Source organism: Clostridium sp. MCC345, assembly GCF_018785345.1.
GTDB lineage: Bacteria > Bacillota > Clostridia > Lachnospirales > Anaerotignaceae > Anaerotignum_A > Anaerotignum_A faecicola.
Window position 1 is genome coordinate 107,177 of record NZ_WQPP01000060.1, and the last position, 17,987, is coordinate 125,163.

Below are 17,987 nucleotides of genomic sequence, written 5' to 3' on the forward strand. Positions count from 1 at the left end.
ACTGTTGTCCAAAATTTACTTACCAGAATTTTATTTGCCTGTCAAAAGGCTTGTGCCTGTCATTTCCGCAGGCTTGGGCAATCCCATCATTTCCAATAAGGTCGGCGCAATATCCGCCAGCTTGCCGCCCTCGCGCAATCCCACGCCGTCGGTATAATTCACCAGAATGAAGGGAACGGGGTTTGTGGTATGTGCTGTAAAGGGCTGTCCGGTTTCATAATCAATCATCTGGTCACTGTTGCCATGGTCGGCGCAGATAAACATCTGCCCATTCACCGCAAGCAGTGCATCCACCACTCTGCCTACACAGGCATCCACCGTTTCCACCGCCTTAATTGCGGCAGAAAGCACGCCTGTATGCCCTACCATATCAGAGTTTGCATAGTTTACAATAATTAAATCATATTCTCCGGAGCGAATCGCCTTTACCAGACCATCGGTTACGGCAACTGCGCTCATTTCCGGCTGCAAATCATAGGTTGCAACCTTGGGAGAGGGTACCAGCCAACGATCCTCATTGGGATTGGGTTCCTCCACGCCGCCGTTGAAGAAAAACGTAACGTGTGCATATTTTTCTGTTTCCGCCGTTCTGAGCTGCTTCAGCCCCAGAGAGGAAATATATTCCCCTAATGTATTTTTCAGCTTCTGCGGCTTGAATGCAACCTCCTTATTGGGAATCGTCACATCATATTCCGTAAAGCAGATATATTTCAAATCCTGCGGCACACTTTCTCTTTGGAATCCGTCAAAATCGGGATCACAGAGAGAGCGTGTGATTTCTCTCGCCCTGTCCGGACGGAAGTTATAGAAAATCACCGCATCATGGTCACTGATTTTCGCTGTTGCCATGCCATCCTCTTTTACAATTACCGTAGGCAGAACAAATTCATCCGTCTTGCCTGCTTCATAGGAATCCCTGATTGCCTGCACCGCATCGGTCGCAGTGGTTCCTCTGCCAAGCACCATGGCGTTATATGCCTCCTGCACACGCTCCCAGCGTTTATCTCTGTCCATGGCATAATATCTGCCCATTACGGTTGCAATTTTGCCTACGCCGATTTCGCGCATTTTTTCCTCCAGCTGTGCGGCATATTCCGCACCGGAGGTCGGAGGGGTATCTCTGCCGTCCAGAAAAACATGCACATAAACCTTCTCCAAATCGTTTCTTTTTGCCAGCTGCAGCAAAGCGTACAGGTGGGTATTGTGGCTATGCACACCGCCGTCGGAAAGTAAACCATACAGATGCAGTGCGGAATTGTTTTTCTTACAATGCTCCACCGCCTCCAACAGTGTGGGATTTTCAAAGAAATCGCCGTCCTCAATCGCCTTTGTGATGCGTGTCAGCTCCTGATAAACGACACGCCCCGCGCCCATATTCAGATGCCCGACCTCAGAATTGCCCATCTGCCCTGCGGGCAGACCAACATCTAAGCCGCTGGCATAGCCCTCAACGAAGGGATATTTCTGCATCAATCCGTCCAGAACAGGGGTCTTTGCCTGCTTTACGGCATTGCCCTCTGCTTTATCATTCAGACCGAAGCCATCCAAAATCATCAAAACTGTTGTTTTTTTCTCCATTTTTTCCTCCATTCTTCGAGGAATCCTTTCCCCGAACCCCAAGGGGTATGATGGTGAGCCTGCTTGCACAGGAAATGCTTTAATAGTGTACGATAGAAACAAATTCCTCTTTCAGGCTTGCGCCGCCGACCAGACCGCCGTCAATATCCTCCATTGCGAACAGCTCTGCCGCATTTTTGCTGTTGACACTGCCGCCGTACTGGATACGAATTTCGTCCGCAACTTCCTTGCCGTACAGCTCTGCCAGAACGGTACGAATTGCATGGCAGACCTCCTGTGCCTGTGCAGAGGTTGCGGTTTTGCCCGTGCCGATTGCCCAAATAGGCTCATAGGCAACAACAACCTTCTTTGCATCCTCGGCAGAAACGCCTGCCAAAGCGCACTTTATCTGGATGCGTACCCATTCAATCGTAATGCCTGCTTCTCTCTGCTCCAATGTTTCGCCGCAGCAAAGAATCGGCACAATACCTGTTTCCAGAGCTTTTTTCACCTTCTGATTGACCATTTCATCTGTTTCGCCGAAATACTGTCTGCGCTCGGAATGTCCCAGAATGACATAGCCAACGCCCATTTCCTTCAGCATTTGTGCAGAAACCTCGCCGGTATATGCGCCGCTTTCCGCAAAGTGCATATTTTCCGCACCAACGCCGATGCCTGTACCCTTCAATTCCTCCAGAACGGGATATAAATCCACAAAAGGCACACAGAATACAACCTCAACCGCATCGGAAACGACCTTTTCCTTCATCAGCTTACAGAACTCTGCCGCTTCCTTCGGTGTTTTATTCATTTTCCAGTTGCCTGCAACGATTTTTTTCCTCATGTCTCGTTTCCTTCTCCTTCCGCAGCAAATGTATTTTCTGCAGTTAATTCAATCTTCCGCACCACGTCCTCACCGCTCATGCCGGATTCAATCGTGATACGCGGAATTGCATCTCTTTTGGTCTTTCTTGTAATCACGCTGTTTTCCACGGTAAACTGCAGCACATAGCCATCCTCATCCAGAAGCTGCTGTGCCGCCTCTGTATAACGCCCATTGGGGTAAGCCATTGCCTTCACATGCTTTGTGCCGAGGTTTTCGGTCAGCGTTTCCTCGCTTCTGCGCATGGAATCAAGGAACGCCTCTTCCTCCCCTGCCACAACAGGCTGATGGTCTGCCGTATGGCTGTAAACCTTCATATAACCCGATTTTTCCATTGTTGCCGCCTGATTCCATGTGAATTTCTGGATACCAATCCGATTCGTCACATAATCCGTCACTGCAAACACAGACGCAGGCACACGATATTTTTTGAACAGCGGATATGCCAGATCATAATTGCTGAAATAGCCGTCATCCATGGTAATACAGAGATATTTCTTTCCCAAATCAAGTCCAAGACCTTCCGCATGGGTATCCCTTTCCGTTGCCGTAAGCAGGCTGTCCAGTTCCTCTAAGGAAATGATTCTATAGCCCTGCGATTGGAAATAGTGCAGATGATCCTCCAATTCCTTTGTGGTTGTCACAACGCCGTTGCCAACTCCCATATTGCGAATTGCAAAGTGGTGATACATCAGGACGGGGATATATTCCCCCTCCAGCGACTCTGCATCCTCCGCCGCATCAACAACCTTTCCATAAGATAGCTGTTCTGCTGCATCCTCCTGCGGAGGCTCTGCTGTCTCCTGCTCTGTCGGTTCCTGCTCCAAAACCTCCGCCGCTTCCTGCTCCGAAAGCTCCTCTGCATACGCCGCAGAAGCCGAAACAAGCGAAAGCACTGCCGCAAGCACAGCCGCGATTGCTTTTCTTCTCTTCATTTTCCTTACACTCTCTTACTTCTTACAAATTCTATTACAAATTCTTATTTATCATCCACCGCAACAACGCCGGGCAGCTCCTTGCCCTCCAAAAATTCCAGAGATGCACCGCCACCTGTGGAAATATGTGTCATTTTATCGCCATAGCCCAGCTGATTAACTGCCGCCGCAGAATCACCGCCGCCGATGATTGTGGTTGCATCGATAGAGGCCATTGCTTCTGCAACTGCCTTTGTGCCCTTTGCAAAATTTTCAAATTCAAATACGCCCATAGGCCCGTTCCATACAACGGTTTTTGCGCCCTTGATGGCATCCGCAAACTGCTTTCTGGTTTCCTCACCGATATCCAGACCCATCCATCCATCAGGAATTTCTCCTGTCGGTACGGTTTTATATTCTGTGTCATTCTTAAATTCCTTTGCAATCACCGTATCCACGGGAGTTAAGAATTTCACGCCCTTTTCCTCTGCCTTTTTCATCATTTCCAGTGCATAGGGAATCTTATCCTCCTCCAGCAGGGAATTACCAACCTTGCCGCCCTTTGCCGCCGCGAAGGTATATGCCATGCCGCCGCCGATAATCAGTGTATCTACCTTTTCCAGAAGGTTATTGATTACGTTGATTTTATCGGAAACCTTGGAGCCGCCCAGAATTGCCACAAAGGGTCTTTCGGGGTTATTTACGGCATTGCCGAGGAATGCGATTTCCTTTTCCATCAGATAGCCCACTGCGGATTCCTGCACGAATTTGGTTACGCCAACTGTGGAGCAGTGCGCTCTGTGGCTTGTGCCAAAGGCATCATTTACAAAAACATCTGCCAGAGAAGCCAGCTCCTTGCTGAAATTTTCTTCGTTCTTTGTTTCTTCCTTTCTGTAACGGGTGTTTTCCAGAAGCACAACATCGCCGTTCTGCATTGCTGCAACCGCCGCCTTTGCATTTTCACCGACTACATTGTCATCCTTTGCGAAAACAACCTCCTTGCCCAGTAATTCGGAAAGTCTTTTTGCTACGGGAGCCAAAGAAAGTTCAGGCTTTACCTCGCCCTTAGGCTTGCCCATGTGTGAGCAGAGAATTACCCTTGCGCCCTCGTCAATCAGCTTTTTGATGGTCGGCAAAGCCGCTGTAATTCTGTTTTCGTCCGTAATCACGCCGTCCTTAAGGGGTACGTTAAAGTCACATCTTACCAATACGCGTTTTCCTGTTACCTTAAGATCATCCACTGTTTTCTTATTCAGCATCTGTCCTGCTCCTTTCTTTATCCGATACGGCTGTCGGTGCTTCTGCCGACAAAACTGCTTATTCAGTTTTCCCGAATCTTCCCTCTATTATGAAAGTAATTGCTCTTTAATTGGGACAAAAAACGTCCCTCAAAAGCTATTATACGATAAGATTTACTTTCCCGCAAGCCTTAACATTTCCAAAGCTGCACCTTCATCCGTCACAAAAATGCCGTTAGGGATGCTATGGCTGACTGCAAGCAGGCTTTCTGCCTTCTTTTTGCCGCCTGCCACTAAGATAATGCAGTCCATTTTATCAATATCATTAAAATCAATCCCGATTGAACGGGTTTCATAGACCACCTTGCCTGCGCCGTCAAAATAATAGCCGCACGCCTCGGCAACGGCATTGTCCTTTTCCAGCTGTTTGCGAACAGCTTCATCCAAGCGGCGTTTTTCCGCAAGCTCCAAAGCATTCCCTACGCCCAGAAGCAGGATATTCGCCTGCTCCATTTCCGCAATGGTTTCGGAAATATCAGGGTCCTTTTTCATTTCCTCCAGCACTCTTGGGCTTAAATTATCCGGCAGGTGCAGCAAACGATAATCCGCCTGCAGCTTTTCCGCCAGTCTTGCCGCAAGGGTATCCGCCTGCAGCTCCAATCTGCGCCCGATGCTCCCACGCGCCGGCAGTACCATCTTCGCCATCGGCACAGCGGATTCCGGTGCCGCCTGCACCAGCTCCGCCATGGCAGAGCCGCCTGCAATGGCAATCCGCAAATCCTCTGTTGTATTTTCAGAAAGCACGCGCGCCGCAAGCTGCCCCATTTCCTTCTTGGCACGCTCGCTGCTGTCGCTGTCTCCCTGCGCAATAAAGACCTTCTGCGCCCCAAGGGCATCCGTCAACCGTTCCTCCAGAATGGAAAGCCCCGTCAAGGCAGAAAAAATCGTCTCCAGTCCCTCCAGAACCTCCATGCCCTCTTCCGTCAGGCTCATGCCGATTTTAGAAATATGAACCAGTGCCTGCGCACTCAACCGTTCAATCTCGCTGCGCACCGTCCGCTCCGTCATGCCAAGAGAAAGCACCACAAGCCGCCTGCCGCAGGGCTGCAGCAGTCTGACCGTTTTCAGAACACGATACCGCTTGATCATTTCCTCTGTCAAATCCGGCGCGATTTTTTTAATCAGTTGCAATTTATGTTCCATTTTTCTTCACACACCTTATTTGGCTATCTTTTATCCCACAAGTTCATTTTATGTCCCATTTGCCTCAAAAAAAGAGGGTGACAGCAAAATTTTACCATACCCTCTTGATTTTCTTACGCCTGTTCTACTTTTACGGAATCATCTACATCCTTATCTGTGCAGCAGCATTCGTCATCCTCACAGAATTCATCATCCAGATCATCCCAGTCATAATCCCAATCTTCTTCGTATTCGTCATCCATTCTTGTTTTCAGAAGATAAACCACACCTGCCGTTACCGCAATCAGCACAGCTGCTACCAGTGCGATTACAGCAATGAGTGTCTTTCTATCCTCTCCGTCTTTCAGAACGATAATTTTTTCCTTCAAACCGTCAAGGTTGGGTGTAGCTTCAAAATATTTTTTCATAATCGCATCTCTCCTTTTGCCTTTTATGATTTGCTTTCACCGAATTTTCTTCTCAGAAACTCTTTGTTTTTGCGCATTTCACTATATTCATAGTACGCTTTTTTCAAGATCTGGCGTTCATCGTTAAACTTCAGCAGATGATAAGCCTCATGGAATTTATAGAAACCGGCATCGGCAAAATATTCCTCACTCTGCGGTTTGCAGTAAAAGGAATTGGCACTCATCAAATACCAATGTACCGTTTTATTTACAGTATCCTCACTGCCCTTAAAGGTATATTGGGTCTTGCCGACATATTTGATAATCTCGCCATTTGCCCCGCTTTCTTCCTTTACCTCGCGCAAAGCCGTCTGCCGATAGGTTTCGCCTTCCTCCACAGTTCCCTTGGGAAGAACCCAGCCCATATATCTGCCATTCTGATTTTTATACAGCAGAAGGATCTTCCACTTGTATATCACAACGCCACCGCAGCTGACTGCTTCTATCATCGTTTTTCCTCCCGCCTATTCAGTTTTTGCACTGGTTATAGTATATCCTGTTTTTTATCCTTTTTCAAGGTATTTCCAAAAGATTCTCTCCCTCCGCTAAGACTCTTTTGATACTTTTTCCCGAAACGGCGAGCAATTTTGCAGCTCTTTGATTCTTTTTAACCCGAAAACCCAGAGCCGCACCTCTAAAACCGAAAAAAATAACCAAAAGACAGGTTCCCTTTTCAGCAGAAAATAATTATACAATGCATGGGCAAGATAAGGACTGAAAAAGGCAAGCGGCAGATATCTTTTCCGATTGCGGTATTTCCCCAGCGCAAAATAATATCCCATCCGGACACCGAACAGCCCATGTCCGGGCACGGAAAGCAGCGCCCTCTCAAGTGCCGTTTCATAGCCGCCAAGAATCGGGTGCGTCACATAAATCACATTCTCCGCCCAGGCAAAGCCGAGCGAAACAAATACGCCGTATACAATCCCGTCAAGCGGCTCATTGAAGTTGCGGTTGCCCCAGATGAGAAAAAACAGAAACAGAAACTTCACAGCCTCCTCCACCCCCGCCGAGCTGAAAAAAGCCGTGTAAAACGGTGTTTCCTCATGCGGAAACCGTTCCTCTAAAAAGCTGCCGAGGGCATATACCACCGCCGCTGTATACAGCCCGAATAGAACACCCAGAAACAGCATTTTCCAAGGCTCCTTTTCATATTTATCCTTGATATAAAGGAAAAATAACCCTGCCGCAACAGGTGTACTCGCCAGCTCCACAAGCATTCCGCTTCTCCTTTCTGCCCGATTTCTCTTAGCTTTCGCAGAAAAAGGGAAACTATCAGAAAAGTTTCTGCCAAAAGCAAAAGGCTGACCTTAGGTATATCCGAAAGGTCAGCCAAAAAGGTTTTTTATTCTGTTTTAATTGCCATCAATGCACTCAGCTTCATTGCACGCTTCGCAGGCAGATATCCGGCAATTACGCCTACCGCCGTAGAAAAGGCAACGCCGCCCAAAGCAAGCCAGATGGGAATTGCCGACTGCATGGTGCTTCCCTGTCGCTGTGCAACGAAATTGACCAGAAACGAAGCTCCATAGCTGACGATAATCCCAATAATACCGCCCGAAAAGCCGATAAAAGCCGCCTCGGTCAGGAAGAGTCCCTTGATATCCTTCAAAGATGCCCCGATAACCTTCATGATACCGATTTCCTTCGTGCGTTCATAAATTGCCATAACCATGGTATTCGTAATGCTGATTGCCGCAACCACCATGGAAATCGCGCCGATTGCCCCAAGAACCAAGCGCAGCATACGGGTGGTTTCCTTCATGGCCTCCAATTCATCCGTCAGGCTGGTGGCACGAAAGCCCATGTCCTTGATTTTCTGCTGCACCTGCTGCACATGCTCCATTTCGTCCACCTTTACCATCACACGCTGATATTCCTTGGACTTTTGGCGATTGCCGTTGCTGCTTCCGCCATTTTGCTTTTGCTCCCATGCCTGCTTTTCCTTCTGTATCTTCTCCAGCTCTCGAATCGGCATGATGACCGTCCAGCCGTTATTCCCGTCGGCAGACATCTTCCCAACCGCATCCACCTTCACAGGCTTAATGGTTTTGTCTGCGTCCCGTGTGCCGTAACTCCAATCCCATGTCACACCAAGCTTTTCATTCAGCACATCCACCTGCGGCGGCTCGGAGGCATTGCGCATTTCCCAGCTCAGCTTCGGGTTATAAAATTCCACCCCGCCGCCAATCACAATGGCCTTGCTGTCCTCCTCCGATAAGGCACGTCCATCCTCTACCTGATAGCCCAAGGCGGTCATTGCCCCCGGCTCAATGCCGATAAAGCTTGCATCCGCCATGTATTTTCCTGCTGTCAGGTAAAGATAATCCTCAAGCACGGGCGAAACCGCCTGCACATGCTCCATCTGCCGAAAGTTCTCAACCGCCTTTGCGTTCAGCTCATCCTGCTTTTTTGTCTGCTTCATGGAATCTGTTTCTTTGTCATATTCCATACCGCCACTGGGATAAACATCAATCACCTGCAGGCTGCCCCAGTTTTCCAGTTGACTGGCAAAGCCCTTATTCATGCCGATACCAATAGAAACCATAACCACGATAGAAGCCGTCCCGATTACAACGCCAAGCACCGTCAGCGCCGTCCGCAGCCTTCGCTTCCAGAGGTTGCGCAGTGCCATATCAATCATGTCTCGTCTGTTCATAAGGACATCCCCTCTTTATCGTCCTCGTGGATTACCTCTGTCACTTCCTCTACAAAATCGTCCTCCTCGAAATCATCCTCCAAATCCTCTGCACTGCTCACGCTTTCAGCTGTGCTTTTCGGCGGCTCCTTCTGATTTTTCACAAAGAACGCCAATGCCCCTGCCAGAATCACCAGAAGCCCAAGCCCAATCGCAATATGCTTCTTATCCATGGGCGCACTTGCATCCGGATTTTCCGTATCATCTGGCATTGCAGGCTCTGTCACCTGCATAATCATATCCCTGCGCTGTTCGACTGTCTCGCCGCTCGGGTCCTCGTATGTAATCACAATGCTGACAGGCACCTCGCCCGTCTCGTAAGGCGTAAATGTCGTTTCAAAATAATCACTGCTGCCGGATTCCATGTTGCCAACGTAAGTATTCTTATTCTGGCAGTCCACATCCCCCTCAACCTTAATCATCACGTTGTTCAGGGTAACCTTCCCTGTGTTGTAGTAGTTGAAGCCAACCGTTACGGGCATCCCCTGCTCCACTGTTTCGGGAATGGTAAAATCGTCAATCTGCAGCTCTGTAACCTGCTTCACATTGATACCCAAAAGCTCTGTTGCGGTATATTCCGTCCCCTTGGCATCCTCATATTCAAAATTGACCGTCAGGGTATAGGTTTTCGGCTGTGCCTCCGGCACAACATACAGCCGCAGTGCCTTATTGACGGTTCCCTTCGGGCGAATGGAATCAAAATAGAAGGTATTGCTGCTGTTCACAGGGGTAAAGATATTCCCCGATTTTTGCGTCTCGGAAGATGTTTCCTCTGCCAAGGTCAAATACATTTTGATATTCTTGACCGCCTTTTGCTTATGCGTATTCATCAAGGTCAAATTCAAATCAAATTCCTGCCCTGCCATCACAATCAGCGGATCGCAGCTATAATTGCTTACGATGATTTTCGGCTTACTGGTGTTTTCCTCGCCCTCCTTGCTGGGATTGCTGATATTTACCCCTGCGTACTGCTTGAAGGTTGTTTTTGCCGTACCGCCGGAAGTGTATTCCACCGTAAACTGAATCGCCTGATTCTGTGTCGCAGACTGCGATGTACCCGCAAAAGTAAAGCTCAGACTTGCGCTGCTTCCCGGAGCCAAAGACTGAATATTCTTCATGCTTGCGGATTTCGGAACTACCGCTGCGCTGTCCACGCCCTCCGCTGTTACCACGATATCCTTCGCCGCAACCGCACCTGTATTCTTCAGATCAAAGGAAACCGTGAAGTTCTGATTCACGCCGTAAGTACCACCCGGCTCCTGCATGTTCCGAATTTCCAGAATCGCCTTTCTGCCTGCCACACCGCCGACATTCACATAAAACTGATTCGTCTTTTCGTAATTTTTACCGAACTGGTCGCGATATTTCAGCTTAATCGCAACGGGATAATTCCCTGCCGCCATATCCGCCGCCGCAACCAGAGGGAACTGAAAGGCAGTGCTGCCGCCAATGGGAATCTTGGAAACCATCTTGCTGTTAAAGCCACCCGTCAGGCTGATGCCTTCGGTTGTCAGGTTATCCAGAGAAAGCTCCACCTGATACATATCCTGTCCGCCCGTATTCATCAGCCGTCCGCTCAGTCTTGCACTGCTGCCCGGACTCATATCCTCAGGGGAAAGCTTCATATCCCGGAACGCAAACCCCGGCTCTAAATCAAAGCCCTTCATTTTCAAATAAATCGTCATAGAGCCGCTTCTTGCACTGCCGCCGCGGCTGCTGTAGGTATATTCGATGGGCAGGCTGTAGCTGCGCTCCTGCACATCCCCATCCACCGTTACCTGCAATGTCACCTTTTTATAGGCATTTGCGCCCATGTCGCCAAGGTCGCCGTTGCCCTGCATCTTTACGCGAAACGGCGCAACGCCCGAAGACACTCTCGGCTGAAGGTTCACATTTTCCGCCGTCCCCGTTCCTTTGTTTTTCACCTGTAATTCGATTTTCGTTGTTTTTCCTGCCTCTACTTCATATACACCGTCACCACTGATGACGATATTCCCTTCCCCGTCATCCGCATAGCCCGTTACCCACGAGCCTGCTGCAAGAGAAAACACCATTGCCATTGCCAGTATGCGTCGCAGCCATTTCTTATTCATACACATTCTCCTTTTTTTCCCGTATCCGTTTCTGAATCTTCTCAATCTTTCCATCCTGTAGCACCACGATGCGATCTGCATATTCTGCCAGCTCCTGATCGTGGGTAACAATGACAAGTGTCTGATGGTTTTTCTGTGCCATACCCGTAATCAAATCCATCATCTCATAGGTTGTTTTTGTATCCAGATTGCCTGTCGGCTCATCCGCAAACACCACAGGCGGGCGGTTAACAAATGCTCTTGCAATGCTGACGCGCTGCTGCTGACCGCCGCTCATCTCAAACGGCTTGTGATTTGCTCTGTCCGCCAGACCGACCGCCTCAAGCATCTCCATTGCCTGCTCATTTCGCTCCTTTACGGAAACACCCTTGAAAATCAGAGGCAAAGTCACATTTTCCAGTGCTGTCAATGTCGGCAGTAAATGATAGGACTGAAACACAAACCCGACATACTGTCTGCGGAAATCAGCAAGCTGATCCTCATTCATCCGTTCGATGTGCTTATTGTGAAACAAAATCCTTCCTTCTGTCGGCTTTTCCAGCCCTGCAATCAAGTTCAGCAGTGTTGATTTGCCCGAACCGGATTTCCCGAACAGACAGCAGACCTCCTCCTTATGGATATTCAGCGATACATTATCCACCGCATGAATGGACTCACTCCCCATCTGAAATACCTTCGTCACATTTCGGATACGAATGATGTTTTCCGTCACGGACATTCCTCCCCTCTCAAAGGATTTTCCTATCCTTTTAATCGAATTTTAATATAAATTTATAGTACCATAGAGTTGTTACAAAAAAATACCCCTTTTCTTACAATTTTCTTAATCTATTCTAAAAAAAGAAAAAACTCCGTACATTTTGTACGGAGCCGTTTCTATTATTCATTCACTTTAAATTTTTCCAGTCTGTTGGCAGATTCCTCATCCACATAAACCTCCAGCAGAACACCCTCGCCTGTGTGTTCCTCGCGGATAATTTCGCATCTGCCGTGAATCCACCCGATTAAGCTGCCCTCTGTGTAAGGCACAAGCGCCGTAATGGATTTGCGGAAGCTTTGCAGCAGCTTTTCCACCCGCTCCAAAAGCACATCCATGCCGTCCCCATTCTGTGCAGAAACCTGCACGATATCTCTCGCCATGGTATCCATCGGCAAGGGCAGCTCCACCTCTCTGTCCATCTTATTAAAGACCGTAATCACAGGAGTATCCTCACACCCAAGCGACCGCAGCGTATCATATACCACCTCGATATGCTCCGCCCGGTTTGCATCCGAAGCATCTACAACATGCAGCAGAATATCTGCATACTGCAATTCCTCCAGTGTTGCACGGAACGCCTGCACCAGATGATGCGGCAGCTTCTGGATAAAGCCTACCGTATCCGTCAGAAAAACCTCCGAGCCGCCCGGCAGTTCAATTTTTCTTGTGGTTGTATCCAATGTTGCAAAAAGCTTATCCTCCGCCAGAACGCCTGCATCGGAAAGTCGGTTCAGAATCGTGGATTTCCCCGCGTTAGTATAGCCCACCAGAGAAATCACAGGTGTCCCCTTTTTGCTTCTCTGCGCGCGAAGCAGCTCTCTGTGTGTGCGGATTTCCTGCGCATCCTTATTCAGCTCTGCAATTCGCTCCTTGATGTAGCGTCTGTCTGTTTCCAGCTTCTTTTCCCCGGGGCCCCTTGTCCCAATGCCGCCGCCCAGACGGGACATGGATGCACCCATTCCTGTCAGTCGGGAAAGGCGATATTTCAGCTGTGCCAGCTCCACCTGAATCTTCCCTTCGCCAGATAAGGCTCTTGCCGCAAAAATATCCAGAATCACAATCGTTCTGTCCATCACCTTTGTACCGAGCATCTGCTCCAGATTCCGCAGCTGTGCGGGAGAAAGCTCATCATCGCAGACAATCCCTGTTGCATCATACGCCAAAAGCATCGCCTTCAGCTCCTCAATTTTCCCTGTGCCAAGGTAATGTCCGGGGTGAATCCTTTCCCTTTTCTGCACAGAGCGTGCCACCGCCGTCCCTCCTGCCGTTTTTACCAGCTCCTCCAGCTCATCCAGACACGCGTCCGTATCCATTGCAGAGCGGCTGCTTCTCTCGTCCATCTCCACCGCAACCAGAATGACTCTCTCCTCAAGCTCATTCAGCTCGTGTAACTCCTTCGCCATCTTATACCTCCCGCAGCCATTCCCCATCGAAGGAAAATTCCGCAGGTCCCGTCATATAAACATGGTTGTCCTCTGCATTCCATTCAATGGTCAATGTGCCGCCAATCAATTCTACATCTACTTTTCTGTCTGTTTTGCCGTTCAGCACGCAGGCTACCGCCGTTGCGCTCGCCCCTGTGCCGCATGCCCATGTTTCGCCGCTGCCGCGCTCCCAGACACGCATTTTCACATGGCTGTCATCCACGATTTCCACAAATTCCGTATTCACCCTGTCGGGGAAAATGGGATGGAATTCGGATACTCTGCCGTATTTCTCAATGGGGTATTCCATTACGTTTTCCACAAAGGTAACCGCATGAGGATTTCCCATGGAAACGCAGGTAAAATCAAATTTCCGATCCAGAATTTCCACTGTTTCACCGATAACAGGATGCTTGTCACTCAGAACGGGAATTTCTGCCGCCTCCAGCACAGGCTCACCCATATCCACAGTTACGCTTTCCACAATGCCATCCTTTACATGCAGCTGCAAAATCTTGATGCCGCCCAATGTTTCCAGTGCCACCGTTGTTTTCTCCGTCAGTCCTCTTTCGTAAACATATTTGCCGACACAACGAGAAGCGTTGCCGCACATTTTCCCCTCCGAGCCATCCAGATTAAACATTCTCATGCGAAAATCCGCAGCCTCGGAAGGCATAATCAGAACCAATCCGTCCGAGCCAACCCCAAAATGGCGCTCACTCATGGCAATTGCCAGCTTTTCGGGATTCTCCACCTTTTCTGCAAAACAGTTTATGTAAATATAGTCATTCCCGCAGCCCTGCATTTTTGTAAAACGCATATTCCTTCACTCCTTTTCTTCTTTCCCTTTTGTATGTAACGCGGGCAAAAACGCCCGCTTTTTCCTTTGTTGCTTTTATTGCTTTGTCATTTTGATCTGTGGCTCCTGCCCAACATTATGATACAGCGTCAGGCACCACAGACCTGCCAGCCCCACCAGAGCAAAAATCACTCTTGCCACCCAAAACAGACCGCCGTGGAAAAGGGTTGTCACCAAATCGAAGCCGAAAAATCCAATCAATCCCCAGTTCAGCGCACCGATAACCACTAAGGTCAGCGCAATCATATTTGTTGCTTTCATGATAATTCCTCCTTAATACAAAAAATTCGGGATAAATCCGTATCTATAGTATTTCTAAGGAGTGCCTTTTTTATTTAAAAAACTTTTCCACCAGTGCGCCGAAATCATTCCCCTTCAGGTTGCCCACTGCGGAATAGCTAATTTTCTCAGTGTCGAGCACTGCTCTCGCCGTCGCAAGCACATCTGCCGCCGTCACTGCCTCGATTTTTGCAATCACTTCCTCTGTTTCCTGCACCTCTCCGCGCAAAAGCAGAGAGGCCCCTGCCGCCGTCATACGGTTCAGCGTGCTTTCCGTCCCGATGATAAAATTGGAAATCATCTGCTCCTTCGTCACCGCAATCAGCTGTTCCGGGAAGGCTTCCGCTGTCACCTCCTTTAGCTCCTCTGCAATCAGCTCAAACACCCGCTCCGTCTGATTAGGGTTCATGCTCGCGCAAATCGTGAAAACACCCGTATCCGCAAAGGCAGTCGTATAGCTGTAGATGGAATAGGTCAGCCCGTTTTCCTCTCGAATTTTCTGAAACAGGCGCGAACTCATGCCGCCGCCGAAAAGCGTATTGAAAATTGCCAGTGCATATTTCTGCGGATGCTCTCTGGTCAGTCCGGGAAAAGCAAGGCAGACATGCACCTGCTCAATATCCTTTTCCTTCTCCACACAGGAAATCTGATACGCCGCATGGGTATCATGCTGCACAAAGGGCGTTTCCCGTTTCCATCCGCCCAGCTTTTCATTCAGCTTCCCAAGCATTTCCTTCTCCTCGAAATTTCCTGCCACAGAAAGCACGATATTTTCCTGATGATAATTCCGTTCATAATACGCCCGAATGAAATCCGCATCAAAGGCAGCAATTGTTTCCTCCGTCCCCAGAATCGGCATCCCCAGGGAGGTATCACGCCAGATGGCATCCTGCAAGGCATCATGCACCAGCTCCTCCGGCGCATCGTCGTACATATAAATTTCCTCTGTAATGACATTGCGCTCCTTCTGCACCTCCTCCTGTGCAATCAAGGGATGCAGCAGCATATCACTCATCACATCCAGTGCGCGGTCAATATGCTTATCCAGCACACGGGTATGATAGCAGGTATATTCCTTCGTGGTATATGCGTTAATCTGCCCGCCGAGCGCATCCATTTCCTCCGCAATCTGCCTTGCCGTGCGGCTTTTCGTCCCCTTGAACATCATATGCTCAATATAATGCGACACGCCGTTTTCCTGCGGCAGTTCATTTCGGGAGCCGTTTTTCACCCAAATCCCGAAGGAAATGCTGCGGACATAGGAAATGGATTCCAGTGCGACCCTTATGCCGTTGTCCAGTGTTCTGATTGTAACCATACCATCTCTCCTAAATCAGCTTTCTGTTTCTATCATGAGAAAAATTTCTGTTTTTATGCAGTCTTTTCCATCCTCTTTCCGATAAAATTTCTCTCTGCGCCTGACAAAAAGGCAGGAGGTTTACAGGCTTACACCTGCAAACAGCCCCTGCCTGCGTTTTACTGCTATTTTATTTTCAAAATCTTATTTGTTTTCTTCTGCTTCCATGGCATCCTTCATGGAGAAGTTCAGTCTGCCCTGCTTGTCAATTTCCATCAGCTTCACGGAAACCTTATCGCCAACAGCCAGAACGTCCTCAACCTTTGCCACACGCTTGTTGGAAATCTTGGAAATATGAATCAACCCTTCCTTGCCGGGTGCGATTTCAACAAATGCGCCGAAGGTCATCAGTCTTGTGATAGTCCCCTGATAAATCGTGCCGGGTTCGGGATCAGAAACGATTGCGGTAATCATATCCTTTGCCATCTGGATGCCTGCGGGATCAATGCCCTTGATGTAGATGGTGCCGTCATCCTCTGTATCAATTTCACAGCCGGATTCCTCCACAATCTTCTTGATAACCTTACCTCTTGCGCCGATAACCTCAGCAATTTTTTCCACATCAATCTGCATCTGTGCAATCTTCGGTGCATAAGGAGAAAGCTCTTTTCTTGGCTCTGCGATTGCCTTCAGCATAACCTCATTCAGAATGTAATCTCTTGCTCTGCCTGTCTGCGCAAATGCCTGCTCAATCATCGGGAAGGTCAAGCCATGAATCTTCATATCCATCTGGATGGCTGTGATACCCTCGCTTGTGCCCGCAACCTTAAAGTCCATATCGCCGAAGAAGTCCTCAACGCCCTGAATATCTGTGATTTCGATGAAATCATCATCGTTTTCGCCTGTTACCAGACCTACGGAAATACCTGCAACAGGGCGTTTGATGGGAACACCTGCCGCCATCAGGGACAGTGTAGAGCCGCAGATGGATGCCTGAGAGGTAGAACCGTTGGAGCTTAAAATATCGGAAACCAGACGGATTGCATAAGGGAATTCCTCCTCACTGGGGATAACGGGCAGCAATGCTCTTTCGCCCAGTGCGCCATGCCCGATTTCACGTCTGCCGGGACCTCTGGAGGTTTTTGCTTCGCCTACGGAGAAGCCGGGGAAGTTATAGTGATGGATGTATCTCTTGCCTGTTTCGTTTGTATCCAGACCATCCAATCTCTGTCCTTCGCTGATTGCCCCCAATGTGGTTACGGTCAATGCCTGTGTCTGTCCTCTGGAGAACAGCGCGGAGCCATGCACACGAGGCAGAACGTCTACCTCTGCGGACAGCTTTCTGATTTCTTCAATGCCACGACCGTCGGGGCGCTTGTGGTCTCTCAGAATCATTCTTCTTACCGTCATTTTCTGGAATTTATAAATAATATCGCCAATCAGTGCGTCGATATCCGTTTCTTCGCCAACCATTGCTGTCAGCTGCTCTGTCAGGGTTTCTGTAACCTCCTCGGTCAGTGCCTTAATCTTTGCATCTCTGTCCTGCTTCAGCTCCGCAAAAACGGCATCCTCCATTCTTGCGTCTGTGATAAAGCCGGTTACCAGCTGATATGCGTCTTCGGGAATTACATATTCTGTGTAGGGCGCTTTTTCCTTACCCTCTTTTGCTGTGATTTCCTGAATGAATTTCACAACCTGCAGGTTGGTATCAAATGCCAGATGAATGGCCTCCATCATCAGTGCGTCGGGAATTTCATCCGCGCCTGCTTCAATCATCATAACCTTATCCTCCTTGGAGGAAACGGTCAGATTCAGTCTGGTTGTTTCTCTCTGTGCCGCAGTGGGATTTACCACCAGTGCGCCGTCACAGTAGCCGATATTCACAGAGGATACGGGATCTGTAAAGGGAATATCAGAAATATTCAGCGCAAGAGAAGCACCAATCATTGCCAGCACCTCAGGTGCGCAGTCCTGATCTACGGACATAACGGTTGCAACGATAGCAACGTCATTTCTGTAATCCTTGGGGAACAGCGGACGCAGAGGTCTGTCGATACATCTTGCTGTCAGAACCGCCTTTTCGGAGGGTCTGCCCTCTCTTTTGATAAAGCCGCCGGGAATTTTACCAACGGAATACAGTCTTTCTTCGTAATCAATGCTCAAAGGGAAGAAATCAATCCCTTCTCTGGGCTTATCGGATGCAGTTGCCGTTACCAGAACGGTTGTATCGCCGTAACGCATCAGGCATGCGCCGTTTGCCTGCTCTGCCACTCTGCCGATTTCAGCTGTCAGTGTTCTGCCTGCCAGTTCCATGGAATAGCTTCTAAACATAATCA

The 17,987-nt window shown here is 48.9% G+C and carries 16 protein-coding genes; all 16 read right to left on the bottom strand.

What is annotated here, in order from left to right; all coding sequences use genetic code 11:
- Window positions 1–30 precede the first annotated feature (30 nt).
- The 16 genes from gpmI to GPK49_RS10065 all read right to left on the bottom strand — a co-directional run bounded on the left by gpmI (window position 31) and on the right by GPK49_RS10065 (window position 17,982).
- The gene (gene gpmI, locus GPK49_RS09990) at window positions 31–1,578 is read right to left on the bottom strand and encodes a 2,3-bisphosphoglycerate-independent phosphoglycerate mutase (RefSeq protein WP_215677658.1); all 1,548 of its coding nucleotides are present in this window, start codon (window positions 1,576–1,578) and stop codon (window positions 31–33) included.
- Window positions 1,579–1,657: 79 nt separating this feature from the next.
- Complete coding sequence (tpiA, locus tag GPK49_RS09995) at window positions 1,658–2,401, bottom strand: triose-phosphate isomerase (RefSeq protein ID WP_215677660.1); 744 nt, start codon at window positions 2,399–2,401, stop codon at window positions 1,658–1,660.
- Window positions 2,398–3,375 carry a polysaccharide deacetylase family protein gene (locus tag GPK49_RS10000; RefSeq protein ID WP_215677661.1) on the bottom strand — a complete coding sequence of 326 codons (978 nt, stop codon included), beginning with the start codon at window positions 3,373–3,375 and terminating at the stop codon, window positions 2,398–2,400. The genes tpiA and GPK49_RS10000 overlap by 4 nt, the downstream gene beginning before the upstream one ends.
- 44 nt (window positions 3,376–3,419) lie before the next feature.
- Complete coding sequence (locus tag GPK49_RS10005; protein WP_016407721.1) at window positions 3,420–4,613, bottom strand: phosphoglycerate kinase; 1,194 nt, start codon at window positions 4,611–4,613, stop codon at window positions 3,420–3,422.
- A 153-nt stretch (window positions 4,614–4,766) separates the two neighbouring features.
- Window positions 4,767–5,795, bottom strand: coding sequence for a sugar-binding transcriptional regulator (locus GPK49_RS10010; protein ID WP_016407720.1), 1,029 nt, complete (start codon window positions 5,793–5,795; stop codon window positions 4,767–4,769).
- Between the two features lie 113 nt (window positions 5,796–5,908).
- On the bottom strand, window positions 5,909–6,202 hold the full coding sequence (locus tag GPK49_RS10015) for a hypothetical protein (RefSeq protein ID WP_016407719.1): 294 nt from the start codon (window positions 6,200–6,202) through the stop codon (window positions 5,909–5,911).
- 23 nt (window positions 6,203–6,225) lie between these two features.
- Window positions 6,226–6,690, bottom strand: coding sequence for an NUDIX hydrolase (locus GPK49_RS10020; RefSeq protein WP_016407718.1), 465 nt, complete (start codon window positions 6,688–6,690; stop codon window positions 6,226–6,228).
- A gap of 96 nt (window positions 6,691–6,786) precedes the next feature.
- Complete coding sequence (locus GPK49_RS10025) at window positions 6,787–7,461, bottom strand: PrsW family intramembrane metalloprotease (RefSeq protein WP_215677663.1); 675 nt, start codon at window positions 7,459–7,461, stop codon at window positions 6,787–6,789.
- Between the two features lie 125 nt (window positions 7,462–7,586).
- Window positions 7,587–8,900 (bottom strand): ABC transporter permease, encoded by a 1,314-nt coding sequence (locus GPK49_RS10030; protein ID WP_215677665.1) that lies wholly within the window; start codon window positions 8,898–8,900, stop codon window positions 7,587–7,589.
- The gene (locus GPK49_RS10035) at window positions 8,897–11,032 is read right to left on the bottom strand and encodes a hypothetical protein (protein WP_215677667.1); all 2,136 of its coding nucleotides are present in this window, start codon (window positions 11,030–11,032) and stop codon (window positions 8,897–8,899) included. The genes GPK49_RS10030 and GPK49_RS10035 overlap by 4 nt, the downstream gene beginning before the upstream one ends.
- Window positions 11,025–11,750, bottom strand: a complete 726-nt coding sequence (locus tag GPK49_RS10040) for an ABC transporter ATP-binding protein (RefSeq protein ID WP_016407714.1) — start codon at window positions 11,748–11,750, stop codon at window positions 11,025–11,027. Before GPK49_RS10040 ends, GPK49_RS10035 begins: the two co-directional genes overlap by 8 nt.
- Before the next feature lie 161 nt (window positions 11,751–11,911).
- Window positions 11,912–13,195 (bottom strand): GTPase HflX, encoded by a 1,284-nt coding sequence (gene hflX / locus GPK49_RS10045; protein WP_215677669.1) that lies wholly within the window; start codon window positions 13,193–13,195, stop codon window positions 11,912–11,914.
- Between the two features lies 1 nt (window position 13,196).
- Complete coding sequence (gene dapF, locus GPK49_RS10050; RefSeq protein WP_016407712.1) at window positions 13,197–14,036, bottom strand: diaminopimelate epimerase; 840 nt, start codon at window positions 14,034–14,036, stop codon at window positions 13,197–13,199.
- Window positions 14,037–14,111: 75 nt separating this feature from the next.
- Entirely contained in the window at window positions 14,112–14,336 is a 225-nt protein-coding gene (locus GPK49_RS10055) for a DUF378 domain-containing protein (RefSeq protein WP_215677671.1), read from the bottom strand.
- A gap of 70 nt (window positions 14,337–14,406) precedes the next feature.
- Complete coding sequence (locus tag GPK49_RS10060) at window positions 14,407–15,672, bottom strand: M16 family metallopeptidase (protein WP_215677673.1); 1,266 nt, start codon at window positions 15,670–15,672, stop codon at window positions 14,407–14,409.
- Between the two features lie 183 nt (window positions 15,673–15,855).
- On the bottom strand, window positions 15,856–17,982 hold the full coding sequence (locus GPK49_RS10065; protein WP_016407709.1) for a polyribonucleotide nucleotidyltransferase: 2,127 nt from the start codon (window positions 17,980–17,982) through the stop codon (window positions 15,856–15,858).
- Window positions 17,983–17,987: the final 5 nt, after the last annotated feature.